General features: G+C 66.1%; 17 protein-coding genes. 8 read left to right on the forward strand and 9 right to left on the reverse strand.

The genetic code is table 11. From position 1 onward, the window contains the following. Window positions 1-39: 39 nt before the first annotated feature. A complete protein-coding gene (locus ACLB1G_RS24580) occupies window positions 40-462 on the forward strand; it encodes a F0F1 ATP synthase subunit epsilon (protein WP_491629890.1) in 423 nt (140 codons plus the stop codon). Window positions 463-507: 45 nt separating this feature from the next. On the opposite strand, the gene ACLB1G_RS24585 is transcribed toward ACLB1G_RS24580, so the two are convergent. Together ACLB1G_RS24585 and ACLB1G_RS24590 are read right to left on the reverse strand one after the other, a co-directional pair. After that, window positions 508-864 carry a helix-turn-helix domain-containing protein gene (locus ACLB1G_RS24585; protein ID WP_491629891.1) on the reverse strand — a complete coding sequence of 119 codons (357 nt, stop codon included), beginning with the start codon at window positions 862-864 and terminating at the stop codon, window positions 508-510. 350 nt (window positions 865-1,214) lie between these two features. Continuing rightward, entirely contained in the window at window positions 1,215-2,030 is an 816-nt protein-coding gene (locus ACLB1G_RS24590) for a DUF6597 domain-containing transcriptional factor (RefSeq protein WP_491629892.1), read from the reverse strand. A gap of 103 nt (window positions 2,031-2,133) precedes the next feature. Here ACLB1G_RS24590 and ACLB1G_RS24595 point away from each other — a divergent pair, with 103 nt between their 5' ends. Next, entirely contained in the window at window positions 2,134-2,754 is a 621-nt protein-coding gene (locus ACLB1G_RS24595; protein WP_491629893.1) for a glutathione S-transferase family protein, read from the forward strand. Window positions 2,755-3,010: 256 nt separating this feature from the next. Here ACLB1G_RS24595 and speD read toward each other — a convergent pair whose 3' ends face one another. Genes speD through ACLB1G_RS24620 form a run of 5 tightly spaced genes read right to left on the reverse strand, consistent with a single transcriptional unit; the run spans window position 3,011 to window position 6,539 of the window. Then, the gene (gene speD / locus ACLB1G_RS24600; protein WP_491629894.1) at window positions 3,011-3,391 is read right to left on the reverse strand and encodes an adenosylmethionine decarboxylase; all 381 of its coding nucleotides are present in this window, start codon (window positions 3,389-3,391) and stop codon (window positions 3,011-3,013) included. Between the two features lie 24 nt (window positions 3,392-3,415). Then, the gene (locus tag ACLB1G_RS24605) at window positions 3,416-3,604 is read right to left on the reverse strand and encodes a hypothetical protein (RefSeq protein ID WP_491629895.1); all 189 of its coding nucleotides are present in this window, start codon (window positions 3,602-3,604) and stop codon (window positions 3,416-3,418) included. Further along, entirely contained in the window at window positions 3,601-5,067 is a 1,467-nt protein-coding gene (locus ACLB1G_RS24610) for a DUF4178 domain-containing protein (RefSeq protein ID WP_491629896.1), read from the reverse strand. The genes ACLB1G_RS24605 and ACLB1G_RS24610 overlap by 4 nt, the downstream gene beginning before the upstream one ends. A 10-nt stretch (window positions 5,068-5,077) precedes the next feature. Further along, entirely contained in the window at window positions 5,078-6,124 is a 1,047-nt protein-coding gene (locus tag ACLB1G_RS24615) for an SPFH domain-containing protein (protein WP_491629897.1), read from the reverse strand. A gap of 28 nt (window positions 6,125-6,152) precedes the next feature. Beyond that, window positions 6,153-6,539 (reverse strand): DUF350 domain-containing protein, encoded by a 387-nt coding sequence (locus tag ACLB1G_RS24620; protein WP_491629898.1) that lies wholly within the window; start codon window positions 6,537-6,539, stop codon window positions 6,153-6,155. A gap of 65 nt (window positions 6,540-6,604) precedes the next feature. On the opposite strand from ACLB1G_RS24620, the gene ACLB1G_RS24625 reads away from it, so the two are divergent. From ACLB1G_RS24625 to ACLB1G_RS24650, 6 genes are all read left to right on the forward strand, one after another. Beyond that, entirely contained in the window at window positions 6,605-8,116 is a 1,512-nt protein-coding gene (locus ACLB1G_RS24625; RefSeq protein ID WP_491629899.1) for a polyamine aminopropyltransferase, read from the forward strand. Continuing rightward, complete coding sequence (locus ACLB1G_RS24630; RefSeq protein WP_491629900.1) at window positions 8,116-9,735, forward strand: NAD(P)-binding protein; 1,620 nt, start codon at window positions 8,116-8,118, stop codon at window positions 9,733-9,735. The genes ACLB1G_RS24625 and ACLB1G_RS24630 overlap by 1 nt, the downstream gene beginning before the upstream one ends. 142 nt (window positions 9,736-9,877) lie before the next feature. Next, window positions 9,878-10,720 (forward strand): PPK2 family polyphosphate kinase, encoded by an 843-nt coding sequence (locus ACLB1G_RS24635; protein ID WP_491629901.1) that lies wholly within the window; start codon window positions 9,878-9,880, stop codon window positions 10,718-10,720. Window positions 10,721-10,894: 174 nt separating this feature from the next. After that, window positions 10,895-12,349: an NAD-dependent succinate-semialdehyde dehydrogenase gene (locus ACLB1G_RS24640; RefSeq protein WP_491629902.1), complete on the forward strand. Its 1,455-nt coding sequence runs from the start codon at window positions 10,895-10,897 to the stop codon at window positions 12,347-12,349. A 67-nt stretch (window positions 12,350-12,416) separates the two neighbouring features. Next, entirely contained in the window at window positions 12,417-13,013 is a 597-nt protein-coding gene (locus tag ACLB1G_RS24645) for a glutathione peroxidase (protein ID WP_491629903.1), read from the forward strand. A gap of 15 nt (window positions 13,014-13,028) precedes the next feature. Then, window positions 13,029-13,388, forward strand: coding sequence for a DUF1428 domain-containing protein (locus ACLB1G_RS24650; RefSeq protein ID WP_491629904.1), 360 nt, complete (start codon window positions 13,029-13,031; stop codon window positions 13,386-13,388). Here the strand turns inward: ACLB1G_RS24650 and pabB are convergent. Further along, entirely contained in the window at window positions 13,382-15,217 is a 1,836-nt protein-coding gene (gene pabB, locus ACLB1G_RS24655) for an aminodeoxychorismate synthase component I (RefSeq protein ID WP_491629905.1), read from the reverse strand. The two genes, ACLB1G_RS24650 and pabB, sit on opposite strands and share 7 nt — an antisense overlap. A gap of 9 nt (window positions 15,218-15,226) precedes the next feature. Then, window positions 15,227-15,802 (reverse strand): nucleoid occlusion factor SlmA, encoded by a 576-nt coding sequence (gene slmA, locus ACLB1G_RS24660; protein WP_491629906.1) that lies wholly within the window; start codon window positions 15,800-15,802, stop codon window positions 15,227-15,229. Window positions 15,803-15,820 lie beyond the last annotated feature (18 nt).

Here is a 15,820-nt window from a genome sequence, read left to right on the forward strand (position 1 = left end):
CCCCTCCCCCCCCCCCCCCCGCCACTTTCCGAGGACATTATGGCAAATACCATCCACGTAGACGTGGTTTCGGCCGAAGAGCAGATCTTCTCGGGCGAAGCGACCTTCGTCGCCTTGCCGGGCGAACAGGGCGAGCTGGGCATCTACCCCAAGCACACGCCGCTGATCACCCGTATCCGTCCTGGCGCGGTGCGCATCCAGGTGCCGGGCCAGGCGGAGGAGGAATTCGTGTTCGTCGCCGGCGGCCTGCTGGAAGTCCAGCCGAACGCCGTGACGGTGCTGGCCGATACCGCCATCCGCGGTCACGACCTGGACGAAGCCAAGGCTGCGGCCGCCAAGAAACTGGCGGAAGAAGCCCTGGCCAACACCAACACCGGCATCGACTACGCGAAAGCGCAAGCCGAACTGGCCGCCGCGATCGGCCAGCTGGCCGCCATCGCCAAACTGCGCGCCAAGCACTGAGCACAGCCGTAACACAGCAAAAAGGCAGCCGTTTGGCTGCCTTTTTTATGTCTGGCTCACGTTGGATGACGTGTGCGGCTCCGGAGACTTGCTATGTATCGCCAGTAAGATCTTTGGATGCTCGCGGGCGATCGCCAACACAGTGATAGCGGCACCGCTTGGCTGTTTGCGGCCTTGTTCCCACGCTCTCAAGGTACGCAGGGAGACGCCCAGCAATGATGCGAAATCAGCCTCGGACAGGCCGGTGTTTTTTCGTGCCGCGATCACTGGAGAGTAGACCACTTTGCCTCTGCCCGCTCGAATATCCGCCGCACCCTCCATCAGTTCAGAAAAAAGATCGCGTCCCGCCTCAAACTCAATCAGATCCTCGTCGCTCAGGGGGAGACCTTTCTTCGTATGCATGGCGTAGCTCCTTCAACTGTGCGCTGCTCAAAGTGGCGATGGATGACTTGGCGAACATGGTCAGCAGGATGACTTCGCCCGCCTGGTTGCGGACAAAATAGATAACCCTGACCCCTCCCAGCTTACCCGAACCTGCACGACTCCAGCGCACTTTCCTGACGCCTCCTGCTCCGGGCACGACATCTCTGGCTTCGGGGTGTGTGGCAATGAAGCTTGTGAACATATCGTGGTCCTCCTCCGACCAATAATTTGGCCAGAGGCGCTGGAATCTCGGTGTTTCTACGATAGTGAGCATCCATCGACGTTACGCCGACAGAAAATTTCGGATTTGTTTTGCCGCAAATGTGCGCTTAAGCGGATCGTGTGCAGCTGCGCCGGTACTCGGCTGGCGGCTGCCCCACCAGTTTTTCGAAGTCGCTGGTGAAGTGGGCCTGGTCGTAATAGCCCAGGCGCTGCGCCAGTTCGGACAGGTCGAGCTCGGCGCCGCTGGCCAGCTGGTCGGCCGCCTCGTGCAGGCGCTTGCGGCAGATGGCCCACTTCGGGCTCACGCCCACATAGTCCTGGAACAGCAGCTGCAGGGTGCGCACGCCCATGCCGGCGCGCTCGGCCCACTGCTGCACGCGCGTGACCGCCATATCGTCCAGCAGCGCCAGCACGGCGTTGATGCGCTCCACTTCGGGATCGGGCGCCGGCAGCACGCGGCGCAGGATGGCGCTGGCGGCCTCCACCATGGCGGCATCGTCCGCACCGGACAGCACCTGGCGCTCGGCCTCGCGGTCGTCGATGCCGAAGATGGGCGCCAGCGCCTCGATGCGGTCGGTGATGGTGTTCAGCGGCCGCCGCAGGACGGGCCGGAAGCCGCCCGGCCGGAAGCGCACGCCCAGCACCCGGCTGCTGCCCTCCAGGTGGTAATCGAAGGCGCCGGTCACCACGCCGAACACGCCGGTACGGGCCGGATCGAACGCCAGGTTGACGCAAGGGTAGGGCAGCACCCGCTGGTCGTGGCTGGCGCCGGCCGGGAAATGCCACTCCACTACCCAGAAGTGGTCGAGAAAGGGCGCCAGGTCCGGCTCCGGCAGATAGCGCGCGAGACGGAAGGCCTGGCGGGCGGCGGCGGGATGGACCACGCCCTTGGGACGTTCCGTGACTGGCTGCAGCGTGCTCATGCTTCTCCCCGCGTATGGTTTTTGCCACATTCGCATTTTTACAAGACGAATATCATAGCAAGGCTTATCGTGGCGTTTTGCCTTTTTCGATGGAGATGACGCGATGAGCAAGCACGTGACCCTGTTCCACTGCACCCACTCCCGCTCCGGCGGGGTGCTGGCGCTGCTGGAGGAACTCCAGGCCGACTACGAGCTGCGTGTGCTGGACATGCGCGCAGGCGAGTTGCGCCAGCCGGAATACCTGAAGATCAACCCCATGGGCAAGGTGCCCGCCATCCTGCACGACGGCGCGCTGGTGACGGAGCAGGTGGCCATCTACATTTACCTGGCCGACCTGTACGCCGAGGCCGGTATGGCGCCGGCCATCGGCGATCCGCTGCGCGGTCCCTACCTGCGCTGGATCGCGTTCTATGGTTCCTGCTTCGAGCCGGCCCTGATCGACAAATCGCTCAAGCAGGTGCCGCCGCCTAGCATGTCTCCTTACGGCGACTACGATACCGTGCTGGCCACCTTGACCGGCCAGCTGGAAAAAGGGCCCTACCTGCTGGGCGATACCTACAGCGCGGCCGACGTCCTGTGGGGCTCGGCGCTGAACTGGACCACCATGTTCGAGCTGGTCCCGAAGACCCCGCTGATCGCCGCCTATATCGAGCGCGTCACCCAGCGGCCCCGCTACCAGGCCTCGGTGGCCAAGGATGCCGCGCTGCTGGCCAGGCAGGGCTGACGGCTGCGGTTAGTGCGGCATTTGCGCGATTGGATCTTGGCGTGATCAGGTTCGGGGTATGTTATACACTTCCCGATACCGTCTTCACGAGGCCCGTCATGCACCGAGTCGCTGTCGAATTGGATGATCCAGAGATGCAAAAGCTAGGGCAATCCCTTCGTGCGCGTCCCTTACGAACTCCAGGGTGGCGAAGCCGTCAACATACAGCCGCTACCGCCGGAAATTTAGCGCAGCGGCTTGGCGGTGCTGGTAAGGGTCAGCGCGCCCGGCGCTGCGCGGTATGCGTGTCGCTGAACGAGGGCCGCAAGCCAGCTTCTATGTGAGCGAGCGCTAACTCAGGCTGGGCACCGCCACACATGAAGATATCCACCGCCGCAAAGCCGTGCTCCGGCCAGGTGTGGATGGAGATGTGGGACTCGGCCAGCAGCACCACCCCGGTCACCCCGGCGCTCTCGCCGAAGCCGTGGAACTGGCTGTGCAGCACGCGCGCGCCGGCCGCCGCCGCCGCGTCCCGCAGCAGCGCTTCCAGCGCCACGCAGTCGCCCAGTTTGCTGACATCGGCGATGCCGCTCAGGTCCGCCAGCAGATGCAGGCCGGCCGGCTGGTGCAGGGACAGCGGCAGGGTGTCGTGCTTCATATTGCGTGCTTCATGTTTCGCGCTTCATTTGTGGCCCCCGCCGCCGCCCGAACCGCCGCCATAGCTGCCGCCGCCACCGCCCGTGTGCGAGCTCCAGGTGCTGCCGCGATAGCCGCTGCTGCTGCTGCCGGTCCCGCCGCTGAAGGCGCGTATCCAGCTGGCGCCGGAGGTCAGCACGCTGACCACGATGGCGTAGACCAGGTATTTGCTCATGATTTGTCGTCGTTGGTATCGAGGAACAGGGCAGGGAGGTAAATCGCCAGCGCGCCTATCGCGCTGAGGAACCAGGTGCCCTGGAAATTGGCCAGCAGCGGAATGGCGTTAAACGCCAGCATCACCATCATGATGGTCTTGGCGGTGCGCTTGTAGCGTCCATCCTGTGCCAGCTTGCGCTGGGGTGGCGCCTCGCCGCTGAATTTGTCGCCGAACCAGGCCCGCATCTGGTCGAACGGCACCGGCGCCGAGCGCGACCAGGTCAGCTCCTCGGCCGTGCCTTCGGCAGCCAGTTTGGTCTGGCCGTTTTCATATTCGCTGACCTGCACGGTGTCGCCCATCGCCACCTGCCAGTTGAAGGCGCCGGCCGCGAACGTCACCCGCGCCTGGTAGTCGTACAGCTTGCGGAAGCTGGCCGGCCCCAGCTGCACCACCGGCGCGCCCGGTCCCTGCGACAGCGGCCACATATCGAGCACGCTGGAGCGCGACCATCCCTCATCGGTCTCCACCAGCCAGGTAAAGCCGGCGCGCACGCCGTACAGCAGGTATTCGGTCCACTGCGTGCCCTCGTCGTCGGCGCGGCGCATCACGCCGATCACGGTGTATTCCTCGGCATTCAGGGTCGATTGCGCGCCCAGCTCCAGCGAGGTGCGCACCGCCGCCACCCGTTCGCCGGCCTGCAGTACCTCGACCTTGGGACTGGCCGCATCGAGCTGCGCGCCGCACGAGGGACACAGCAAATGCGCCGTCATCCCCGGCAGGTACTTGATGGCGCCGCCGCAGGACGGGCAATCGAGCGCGGTCAGCTTGCCGCGATAGCGCCCGGCGCTGCGCTGTATGGCGTCGTCGTCGCGCAGCAGCTGGCACTGCAGCGCCTCCAGCGTGACGGCGCTGCCGCTGTAGGCCTTGGGCGGACCGTCGTCCGAATAATCGAGGGTGAGGAACTGGCCGCCGCTGCGCAGGTCGGCCGTGCGGGTCTGGTAGCCTGCGCCCACCTTGAACGGCAGTTCGCCCTGGCCGCCTATGCACTCGGCCACGCGCACGTCGGCCGCCGTGTAGATCAGGCCATCGAGCACTACGTTGCGGCCGGGCGCCAGCTGCTCGAAGGCGGGCAGGGGGCCGGACAGCTGGCGCTCGGCAGTGACCATGTACTGGCCGGAAGCATCGCCCAGCCAGCCGCTGGCGCCGTCGTCGAACAGCAGATGCCATTCATTCCACATGCCGGCCGGGTAGCGCAGCTGCAAGCGGCCCACCACGGTGAACGGCCGCCCGCCCAGCACACCGGAGGTGCCGATTTGCACCCGCGTGTAATCCTCCAGCACGGACGACATCCTGCCCAGGTCCTTGACGCCGTCGGCATCCTTCAATACCCCGGTGCCGCAATACTCGCACACGGCCATGACCGAGGCGTGCGAGCGGAACGTGACTTCCGCGCCGCAGCTGGGACAGGAAACAGTCTGCATGTATGCGCGCTTAGCCTATCAGTTTCTTGAGCAGCTCGGCCTTGGTGCTGTCGTAGTCGGCGGCCGAGATCAGGCCCTTGTCCAGCAGGCCTTTCAGCTTGGCCAGGCGCGCTTCGATGGAGTCCTCGGCGGGCGCCGCAGCAGTGGTAGCAGGTGCGGCTGCAGGAGCTACACCGGGCGCCAGGCCGGCCGCCATGGCCTGGCCCATGGCTTGTCCGATGCTGACGCCGGCCCCCAGGCCCGCGCCCAGGCCGGCCACGCCGCCTTCGTTCTGGGCCGCCAGCGGAATCGAACTGGCGACCTGGAACTGGGTGTAGCCGGCCAGCTTGTCCTTGCCCAGGCCGCCCTTCATGCCGGCCGAGATGCGCTCGTCCAGGGCCGCCTGCAGTTCTTCCGGCAGGCTGACGCTGGAGACGTTGAATTCATCGAGCGCCACGCCGTAGCGGGCGAAGGCCGTCACCAGGTCGGCCTTGACCTGCTGCGCCATCAGGCCCTGGTTGGCGGCCATGTCCAGGAACGGCACGCTGGAGGAACCCAGCGAACTGGCCATGCTGGCCATCAGGATGCCGCGCAGCTGTTCCTCGACCTGCTCGCGGGTGTAGATTTCGCGCGTGCCGCTGATCTCCGTGAAGAAGGCGCGCGCATTGGCCACGCGGTAGGCATACATGCCGAAGGCGCGCACCCGCACCATGTCGAAATCCTTGTCCCGGATGGTGATGGGTTGCGGCGTGCCCCATTTGCGGCCGGTCTGGATGCGGGTGCTGAAGAAGTACACGTCCGACTTGAACGGCGAGGCAAACAACTTGTCCCAGTTTTTCAGGTTGGTCAGCAGCGGCAGGGTATGCGTGGTCAGGGTGTGGGTGCCTGGGCCGAACACGTCGGCGATCTGGCCTTCGTTGACGAACACCGCCACCTGCGACTCGCGCACCACCAGCACGCCGCCGTTCTGGATCTCCTGGTCCTGCATGGGATAGCGCCAGGCCAGCACGCCCTCGGTATCCTCGTTCCATTCCAGTACGTCGATAAACTGCTTCTTGATAAAGCTGCCGATACCCATGATGAATCCTCGCAGAAGAATGAGCGAATTAAGAAACGCAGGCGCCGTTGATCAGGCCGACCGACAGCGAAATCGCGCCCAGCAGGCCGCCGAAGGCGCAGTTATTGGCCTCGATATGGTCCTTGGACATGCGCAGCAGCCGCGTGGTGACGGCGTACACCACGATTTGCGTGGCCATTGCGCCGGCGGCCCAGCCAAAGAATTGCTGGTAGTCGCCGGTGTGCACCAGCGCCGAGGCGATGGTGGCGGAAAAGCCCAGCAGCGCCCCGCCCAGCGAGAGCGCGGCCGCGTGGTTGCCCTGGCGTATCAGCAGCACCTCGTCGAACGGCGTCACGCGCGTGTAGATCTTGAAGAAGACCATGAGCATGACGGCGGCGGTCAGCAGGTGCAGCAGATAATTTAGGATGGCGGGCACGGCGCACTCTCGGTTAAAGTGGTGAACTTGATAACGCAGCAAGCATATTAGTGCAAAAGAGGCCAATGAACAAAAAGATTCTGATACTGTCCGTGTTCGTGGTGGCTTCCTGCGGACTGGCCTACGAACTGATCGCAGGCGCACTGTCCAGCTACCTGCTGGGCGACTCCATCCTGCAGTTCTCCACCATTATCGGGTGCTACCTGTTCGCCATGGGCGTCGGCGCCCACGTTTCCAAGTATGTGAAGGACGAGGACGTGCTGTCGCGCTTCGTGGACATCGAACTGGCCGTGGGCCTGGTGGGCGGCGTGTCGGCGGCGGCCCTGTTCCTGACGTTTTCCTGGATGGCGGCGCCGTTCCGCACCCTGCTGTACGTGATGGTGTTCCTGGTCGGCGCCCTGGTCGGCATGGAGGTGCCGCTGGTGATGCGCGCCCTGAACGCGCGCCAGACCGCCTTCAATGAACTGGTCAGCAAGGTGCTGACCTTCGATTACCTGGGGGCGCTGGCGGTCTCGCTGCTGTTCCCGCTGGTGCTGGCGCCGTATCTCGGGCTGGTGCGCACCGGCTTCCTGTTCGGGATGCTCAACGTGGGCGTGGCCCTGTGGACCATCCTGGTGTTCCGCAGCGAGCTGAAAAACGCGGCTGGCCGCATGCTGCGCGCCAGTGCCGTGCTGTGCGTGCTGGTGCTGGGCTTCGCCCTGGCCGACCGCATGACGCACTGGGGCGAACATGGCCTGTTCGGCGACGAGATCGTGTATTCCACCACCACGCCCTACCAGCGCCTGGTGATCACGCGCTGGCAGGACGATTTGCGCCTGTACATCAACGGCAACCTGCAATTCTCCTCGCGCGACGAGTACCGCTACCACGAGGCGCTGGTGCATCCGGTGCTGCAAGCCCTGCCATGGGCGCGCCGGGTGCTGGTGCTGGGCGGTGGCGACGGCCTGGCCATGCGCGAAATCCTGCGCTATCCGAACATCGAGCAGGCCACCCTGGTGGACCTGGACCCGGCCATGACGCATGCCTTCGCCACCCGCGCGGAACTGGTCAGACTGAACGCCAATTCGCTCAACGACAAGCGCGCCCGCGTGATCAACGCCGATGCCGCCATCTGGCTGGAGCACAACCGCGAGATGTTCGACGCCATCATCATCGACTTCCCCGATCCATCCAGCTTCGCGCTCGGCAAGCTGTATTCGGTGCCGTTCTACGGCATGGCGCGCAAGCACCTGGCGGCCAACGGCTTGCTGGTGGTGCAATCGACCTCACCCTTCTTTGCGCCGCACGCCTACTGGACCATCAACGCCACCCTGCGCGAAGTCGGCATGCGCACCTGGCCCTACCATGCCTATGTGCCCTCGTTCGGCGAGTGGGGCTTCATCCTGGCCTCGCCGCAGGCCGACTACCAGCCACCCACCAGCTACCGCCTGCCCATGCGCTACCTGAACGCCGACACCACGCGCGAAATGTTCATCTTCCCGCCCGACATGCAGCCGCTGGCCATGCCGCCCAACCGCCTCAACACGCAGTCGCTGGTGCACGAGTTCGAGCAGGACTGGCGCCGGGTGATACGCTGATGCTGCGCCGCTCCTTCCTGCTGTGGGCCGGGGCCAGCGGCGCGCTGGCGGCGGGCAGCGTGGCCGGCTTCCGGCGCTGGCAGGAAATCACGCCGCAGCTGTCCTATCCGGGCCGCGACGAGGGCCACTTCCTGCGCGACCGCAAGGCGCTGCCGCCGCCTTCCCAAACCTTGCGCGCCGACGTGGTGATACTGGGCTCCGGCGCGGCCGGCATGGCGGCCGCGTGGAAGCTGAAGCAACTGGCGCATACCGATGTGCTGATGGTGGACGGCCCCCAGCCCTACGGCAACGCGGCCGGCGGCGTCTACGGTGAGCTGGACGAGTTGGCATATCCGACCGGCGCCCACTACCTGCCGATACCGTCCATGGAGTCGACCCATGTGCGCGAGATCCTGGCCGACATCGGCGTGATACTCAAGGACGCGCAATCGGAGACGCCCTACTACGACGAGCGCCGCATCGTGCACGCGCCCGAGGAACGGCTGCTGTATCAGGGCCGCTGGCAGGAAGGCCATGTGCCCACCGAGGGCGTGGCGGCCTGGGAGCTGGCAGAGCACCAGCGCTTTTTCGCCGAAATGAAGCGCTTGCGCCAGCTGCGCGGCGGCGACGGACGGCGCGTGTTCGCGCTGCCGTCCGCGCTGTCCTCGCAGGATGCCGAGTGGCTGGCGCTGGACCGCATCACGCTCAAGCAATGGCTGGCGCAGCAGGGCTACCGCGCGCCCACGCTGCACTGGTATCTGAACTACTGCTGCCGCGACGATTACGGCACCAGCTACGACCAGGTCTCGGCCTGGGCCGGGTTGCACTACTTCTGCAGCCGTGGCGGCCACGCCGCCAATGCGGGAGAGGGCGCGCTGCTGACCTGGCCGGGCGGCCTGCAGCCGCTGCTCTCGGCCATGGAACAGTCGGCGGCCATCAAGCGCGCCAGCGGCACCGCGGTCTCGCTGAAGGAAAGCGACGATGGCGTGGAGGCGCTGTGCTTCCGGCTGGAGCGCGGCCAGCCGGTCAGCTACCTGGTGCGGGCCCGCAAGGCAATCTGCGCCATGCCGGTGTACGTGGCGGCGCGCGTGGTGGAGAACATCGCCGCGTATGGCTTCGATGCGCAGCGCGACCTGCCCGAGTACGCGCCCTGGATGGTGGCCAACTTCCTGCTCAAGCGCTTTCCGGACGAGCTGCCGGACCAGCCGCTATGCTGGGACAACGTGGTCTACCAGGAGCCGGGACTGGGCTATGTGGTGTCCACCCACCAGGACATCCGTGTGCGGCCGCCGGAGCGGTCCGTATTCACTTCCTACGTGGCGCTGTCCGACCGCAAGGCCGGCAGTGCGCGCCACTGGATGGCGTCGGCCAGGCCGGAAGAATTGCTGGCGCTGGCCAGCGCCGATCTGCAGGCCGCCTATGGCAAGCAGTTTGCCTCCTGCGTGGAACGGATCGACATCACCCTGCGCGGCCACGCCATGGCGGCGCCCTGGCCCCACTTCCGCAGCAACGCCGGCATGCAGGCGCTGCGCGAGGCCGATGGCCCCATCCTGTTCGCCCATGCCGATTTGTCTGGCTTCTCGGTGTTCGAGGAAGCCGCCTGGTGGGGCTGCCGGGCCGCGCAACTGGCGGCCGGCTAAAACCCGTCACTCCCGCGACGGCGGGAGTCCATGCTGAGTTCGCGTCGACGCGACGCATAGTCAGCATAGGCTCCTGCCTCCGCAGGAGCGACGCTGGTCGAGGACATCTGGTAGTCTGGCGTTTTTGCCTCAGGGACACTTTATGAAGGTACGTGAGATTTTCCGCGCCGCGCCCAAGCTCAAGCTGCGCGAGGAGGACGCCGGCCGCCGCCTGGTGGGCGCCGCGCTGCATCCCGGTAACGCTGAACTGGGCAAGAGCGAACTGAAAACCCTGGACCGCGAGCAGACCGCGACCCTGATCGGCCGCATCGCCCACCTGCAGCAAATGCTGTACGCGGAACACGGCCGCAAGGTGCTGCTGGTCCTGCAGGGCATGGACACCTCCGGCAAGGATGGCACGGTGCGCGCCATGTTCGCCCAGATCAATCCCATGGGCGTGCGCGCCGCCGCCTTCAAGGGACCGACGAGCGCCGAACTGGCGCACGACTACCTGTGGCGCGTGCACCAGCAGGTGCCGGGCAAGGGCGAGATCGCCATCTTCAACCGCAGCCATTACGAGGATGTGCTGATCACCCTGGTGCAGGGCTGGATCACGCCCAAGGAGGCGCAGCGCCGCTATGCCCACATCCGCGATTTCGAGCGCATGCTGGCGGAAACCGGCACCACCATCGTCAAGGTGTTCCTGCACATCTCCAAGGAAGAGCAGCGCGAGCGCCTGCAGGCGCGCCTGGACGATCCCGACAAGCAGTGGAAGTTCGACCTGGCCGACCTGGAGCAGCGCAAGAAGTGGGACGAGTACCAGCGCGCCTACGAGGCCGCCATCCGCGAGACCGACGCCGGCCATGCGCCGTGGTATGTGGTGCCGGCCAACTCCAAGACCCACCGCAACCTGGCCATCGCCCACATCCTGCTGGAGACGCTGGAGGGCATGAAACTGTCCTTCCCCAAGCCGACCGAAAAGCTCAGCAGCATCAAGGTGGACTAAAAGGGCGTTTCAAAATGGCCATGGCGTTGTTGCAGCTCCTCGCCGTGCAGGCGCACTGTCTTCGTCGCTGCGCCTAGCCACGCCCATTTTGAACACCCTTTAACTCCGCTATCGTACATCGGCGTGTTGGACCCTGTGGCATAGTCGGATTTTCCACCTGTGTTGGAGCATCCCATGCCACAGCTGAAAGACCCCTCCCTGCTGCGCCAGCAGGCCTACCTCAACGGCGTCTGGAGCGACGCCGACGGCGGCGCCACCGTGCCCGTCACCAATCCCGCCACCGGCGAACAACTGGGCAGCGTTCCGCGCATGGGCGCGGCCGAAACCCGCCGCGCCATCGAGGCCGCGCAAGCCGCCTGGCCGGCCTGGCGCAAGAAGACCGCCAGGGAGCGCGCCGCCATCCTGCGCAAGTGGAATGACCTGATCCTGGAAAACACGGAAGACCTGGCCCAGCTGATGACGGCCGAGCAGGGCAAGCCGCTGGCCGAGTCGCGCGGCGAGGTGGCCTATGGCGCCTCCTTCATCGAATGGTTTGCGGAACAAGGCAAGCGAGTGGCGGGCGACACCCTGGCCACGCCGGCCAACGACCGCCGCATCATCGTCACCAAGGAACCCATCGGCGTGTGCGCCGCCATCACGCCGTGGAACTTCCCGATCGCCATGATCACCCGCAAGGCCGGCCCGGCGCTGGCGGCCGGCTGCCCCATGGTGCTGAAACCGGCCGAGGCCACGCCCTTCAGCGCGCTGGCGCTGGCGGTCCTGGCCGAGCGCGCCGGGGTGCCGCCCGGCGTGTTCAGTGTGGTAACCGGCCCGGCCAAGGAGATAGGCGCCGAGATGACGGCCAATCCCATCGTGCGCAAGCTCAGTTTTACCGGCTCGACCGCCGTCGGACGGCTGTTGATGGAGCAGAGCGCCGCCACCATCAAGAAGCTGTCGCTGGAACTGGGCGGCAACGCGCCCTTCATCGTATTCGACGACGCCGACCTGGACGCGGCCGTGGAGGGCGCCATCGCTTCCAAGTTCCGCAACTCCGGCCAGACCTGCGTGTGCGCCAACCGCATCTATGTGCAGGATGGCGTCTACCAGCAGTTCGCCGAAAAGCTGGTGGCGGCCGTCGCCAAACTCAAGGTCGGCAATGGCGCCGAGCCGGACGTGGAACAGGGACCGCTGATCGACGTGAAAGCGGTGCAAAAGGTCGAGCAGCACGTGGCGGACGCCCTGTCCAAGGGCGCCCGCCTGCTGCTGGGCGGGGAGCGCCATCCGCTGGGCCACAGCTTCTTCGAGCCCACCGTGATCGCCAACGTCACTGGCGAAATGCTGCTGGCGCGCGAGGAAACCTTCGGCCCGCTGGCGCCGCTGTTCCGCTTCCATACGGACGAGGAGGCCGTGGCGCTGGCCAACGACACCGAGTTCGGCCTGGCCGCCTATTTCTATTCGCGCGACGTGGGCCGCATCTGGCGCGTGGCCGAAGGGCTGGAAACCGGCATGGTGGGCGTCAACACAGGGCTGATCTCGAACGAGATCGCACCCTTCGGCGGCGTCAAGCAATCGGGCCTGGGACGCGAGGGCTCGCACTATGGAATCGACGACTACCTGGTGATCAAGTACATCTGCCTGGCCGGTTTGTAACACCCGTGCGGGGGCGCGTGCTTTGGCATAGAATGAAAATCTCACCAACTCCCACACGCCCTTCGCCATGTCCAAGACCATAGCCGCACTGAGCCTGATTTCCTCGCTGTCCCTGATGGCCGCCATCCCCGCGCCTGTCCGCGCGCAGGCGCCGGCGCCGGCTGCCGCCCCTGCGGCGGGCAGCTGCCCGGCCATCCTCAAGCAGACTTTCAACCGCCTGCAGGACGATGCGCCGCAGGACCTGTGCCAGTACGCCGGCAAGGTGGTGCTGGTGGTGAACACGGCCAGCTACTGCGGCTTTACCAACCAGTACGAGGGACTGGAGCAGCTGTACGCCAAGTACGGCAGCAAAGGCTTGGTGGTGCTGGGCTTCCCGTCGAATGACTTCGGCAAGCAGGAACCCGGCAGCAGCAAGGAAATCGCCGACTTCTGCTACAACACCTATGGCGTGAAATTCCCCATGTTCGCCAAGTCGGTGGTATCGGGTCCGAACCCGAACCCGCTGTACGCCAACCTGATCAAGATCACCGGCAAGGCGCCGGGCTGGAACTTCCATAAATACCTGATCGACCGCAACGGCAAGGTGGTCGACAACTTCCCCAGCAAAGTCACGCCCGCCGACAAGCAACTGGTCGGCGCCGTGGAGAAAGCGCTGGCCATGTAAGCAAAGGAGAACGTCATGCCCTACGTTGATGGATTCGTGATTCCCGTCCCCCGGGACAAGTTGGAAGCGTACAAGACGATGGCGCTGGCCTGCGCCGCCGTGTGGAAGGAGTACGGCGCGCTGGAATTCCGGGAAAACGTGGCGGATGACGCTCCCCCAGGCAAGCTCACCTCCTTCCCCCAGAGCGTGCTGCTGGAGGAAGGGGAGGTGGTGGTGTTTTCATGGATAGTCTACGAGTCGCGCGCCCGCCGCGACGAGATCAACGCCAAGGTCATGAACGATGTTCGCGTGAAGGACTACATGGACCCCAGGAACATGCCGTTTGACGGCAAGCGCATGATCTATGGCGGCTTCGAAATGATGATCGATCAGTAGATCAACCGGGCCGGTATGGCGCCGCGCAAGGCATTGCACAGCACGACTTCCTGCGCCGCCAATAACATCTCGCGGGTAATCACGGTCTCGCTGGCGTTCCACTGCGCCAGCAGCACGCCGCGCATCACGCCCGGCAGCAGGCCGCTGGACAGCGGCGGCGTGTGCCAGTGGCCGTCCAGCTTGACGAACACGTTGCTGCGCCCGCCCTCGGTCAGCTCCCCGCGCTCGTTGAAGAACAGGGTGTCGAAGGCGCCCCGGGCGTCGGCGTCCTGCCAGGCGGCGTCGTAGCGCTGGCGTATGCTGGTTTTGTGGCGCAGGAACAGGTCGTCCGCCCGGGTGGCGTCCGCCGCCAGCAGCACGCCCACCGGCGACTGCGCCAGCGGCGCCAGCACCGCCTGCTGCACCGAGAACGCGCCGGAGGGCTGCAGCGACAGCTTCAATCGATAGGCCGGCTGCGCCGGGTCCAGCATGGCGCAGGCCGCGTCCAGGTAGGCGTGGGCCGCTCGTTCATCCCAGGGGAAGCCGAAGTAGGCCGCCGACGCCGCCAGCCGCGCCAGGTGGCGCGCGCGGTGGCGTATGCCATCGGCCGCCGTGGCGTACATGGTTTCGAAAATGTCGAATTCGTTTTTCAGCCCGGTCAGGAAGCGCGCCTTGAGGCTGCACTCGGCATATTCGGCCTGGGCGCCGCTGTCGTGCACGATGCCGGCGCCCACGCCCATCTCGCCATGGCGCAGGCCCAACGCGGAGTCCGGTGCGGACAGGGCCAGGGTACGGATAGGCACCGACAGGCAGAAGTCGCCCACGCCTTCCTCGGTGGGCGCGAACCAGCCGATGGCGCCGGTGTAGATGCCGCGCGGCGCCGCTTCCAGCTCGGCGATGATTTCCATGCTGCGGCGCTTGGGCGCGCCGGTGATGGAGCCGCAAGGGTACAGCGCATCGAACACCTGCGCCAGGGTGGCGTCCGTGCGCAGGCGGGCCTGCACGGTGGAGGTCATCTGCAGCACCCTGCCGTAGCGGCGCACCTCGAACAGCTCGGGCACTTGCACCGTGCCGGTCTGCGCGATGCGGCCCAGGTCGTTGCGCAGCAGGTCGACGATCATCAGGTTTTCGGCGCGGTTCTTGGGGTCGTTGGCGAGGGCCTGGGCGCGCTCGCGGTTCTGCTCCTGCTGCTCCGGACCCGGCGGCGCGGCCGGCGCCGTGCCCTTCATGGGACGCGCGGTCAGCATGCCATCCGCGTGGCGCGCAAACAGCTCGGGCGACAGCGACAGCACGGCGCTGCCATCCTCCAGCGCCACCAGCGCGCCGTAAGGCACCGGCTGGCGCGCGCGCAGGCGGGCGTACAGCGCGTGCAGCGAGCCGTAGGCGTCGAAGCGCAGGCGCAAGGTGTAGTTGACCTGGTAGGTGTCGCCCGCTTCGATGTAGCCGTGGATGCGCGCCAGCGCCTGCGCGAATTCCTGTTCGCTGACGTTGGCGCGCACGTTGGCGATGCCGGCCGGGCGGTCGATGGGGAAGGAGCGCGCCGCCAGCCAGTCGCCCACCTCGGCCGGCGACAGCAGCCGGCAATCGCTGAAGACCAGCACCTGCGCCAGCGGACCATCGAGCTTGGGCACGGGTAGCTGCTGCAGGCCCGCGCCCAGTTCGTAGGCGCACAGGGTGACGGCGTGGCGGCCCAGGGCCAGCTCCTGGCGCATTTGCTCCAGCACGCCGGGCCAGGCGGCGATGTCCTCGCAGCGCAGGGTGGCGAGGTGGCCGGTGTACAGGCGCGAGCGCGGCGCCTCGTGCGCATCGGTGCTGGCGTCATCCAGCAGGGCGAAAACGTCGGTGTTCATGGTGCGATCTCAGGCCAGCAGCATGGCCAGCTGCAGTGCTGCGTCGTGGGTGGGATGGTGGTGGAAACCGCTGCGCGCGTAGCGGTGCCAGCGGCCCAGCACAAAGCTGAGCAGCAGCGAGGCGCGCGCCACCACTTGCGCTTCGTCGCCATGGCCTTCGCTGGCGGCCAGGCGCAGCGCCTGTTTCAGCCCCAGCTCGACGCGGTCATAGAACTGGTTCATGCGCGCCTGCAGGCGCTCGTCCTCATTGAGCAGGGCGTCGCCGGTCAGTACCCGCGTCATGCCAGGGTTCTGGGCCGCGAACTGCAGCAGCATGGCGGTGATATCACGCGCCTGCGCCAGGCCGTCGGCCCGGCGTTCGGCGATCTGGTTGACCAGGCCGAACACGCTGGACTCGATGAACTCGATCAGTCCCTCGAACATTTGCGCCTTGCTGGCGAAATGGCGGTACAGCGCGGCCTCGGAGCATTCCAGCCTGCGCGCCAGCGCGGCGGTGGTGATCTTGTCGCCCTTGGGCTGTTCCAGCATCTCGGCCAGGGCCTGCAGGATCTGCAGCCGGCGCTGTCCGGGCGGTGTGCTTGCCATGTCGGTGTCCTGAAAGAG

Source organism: Duganella kummerowiae (assembly GCF_053572355.1).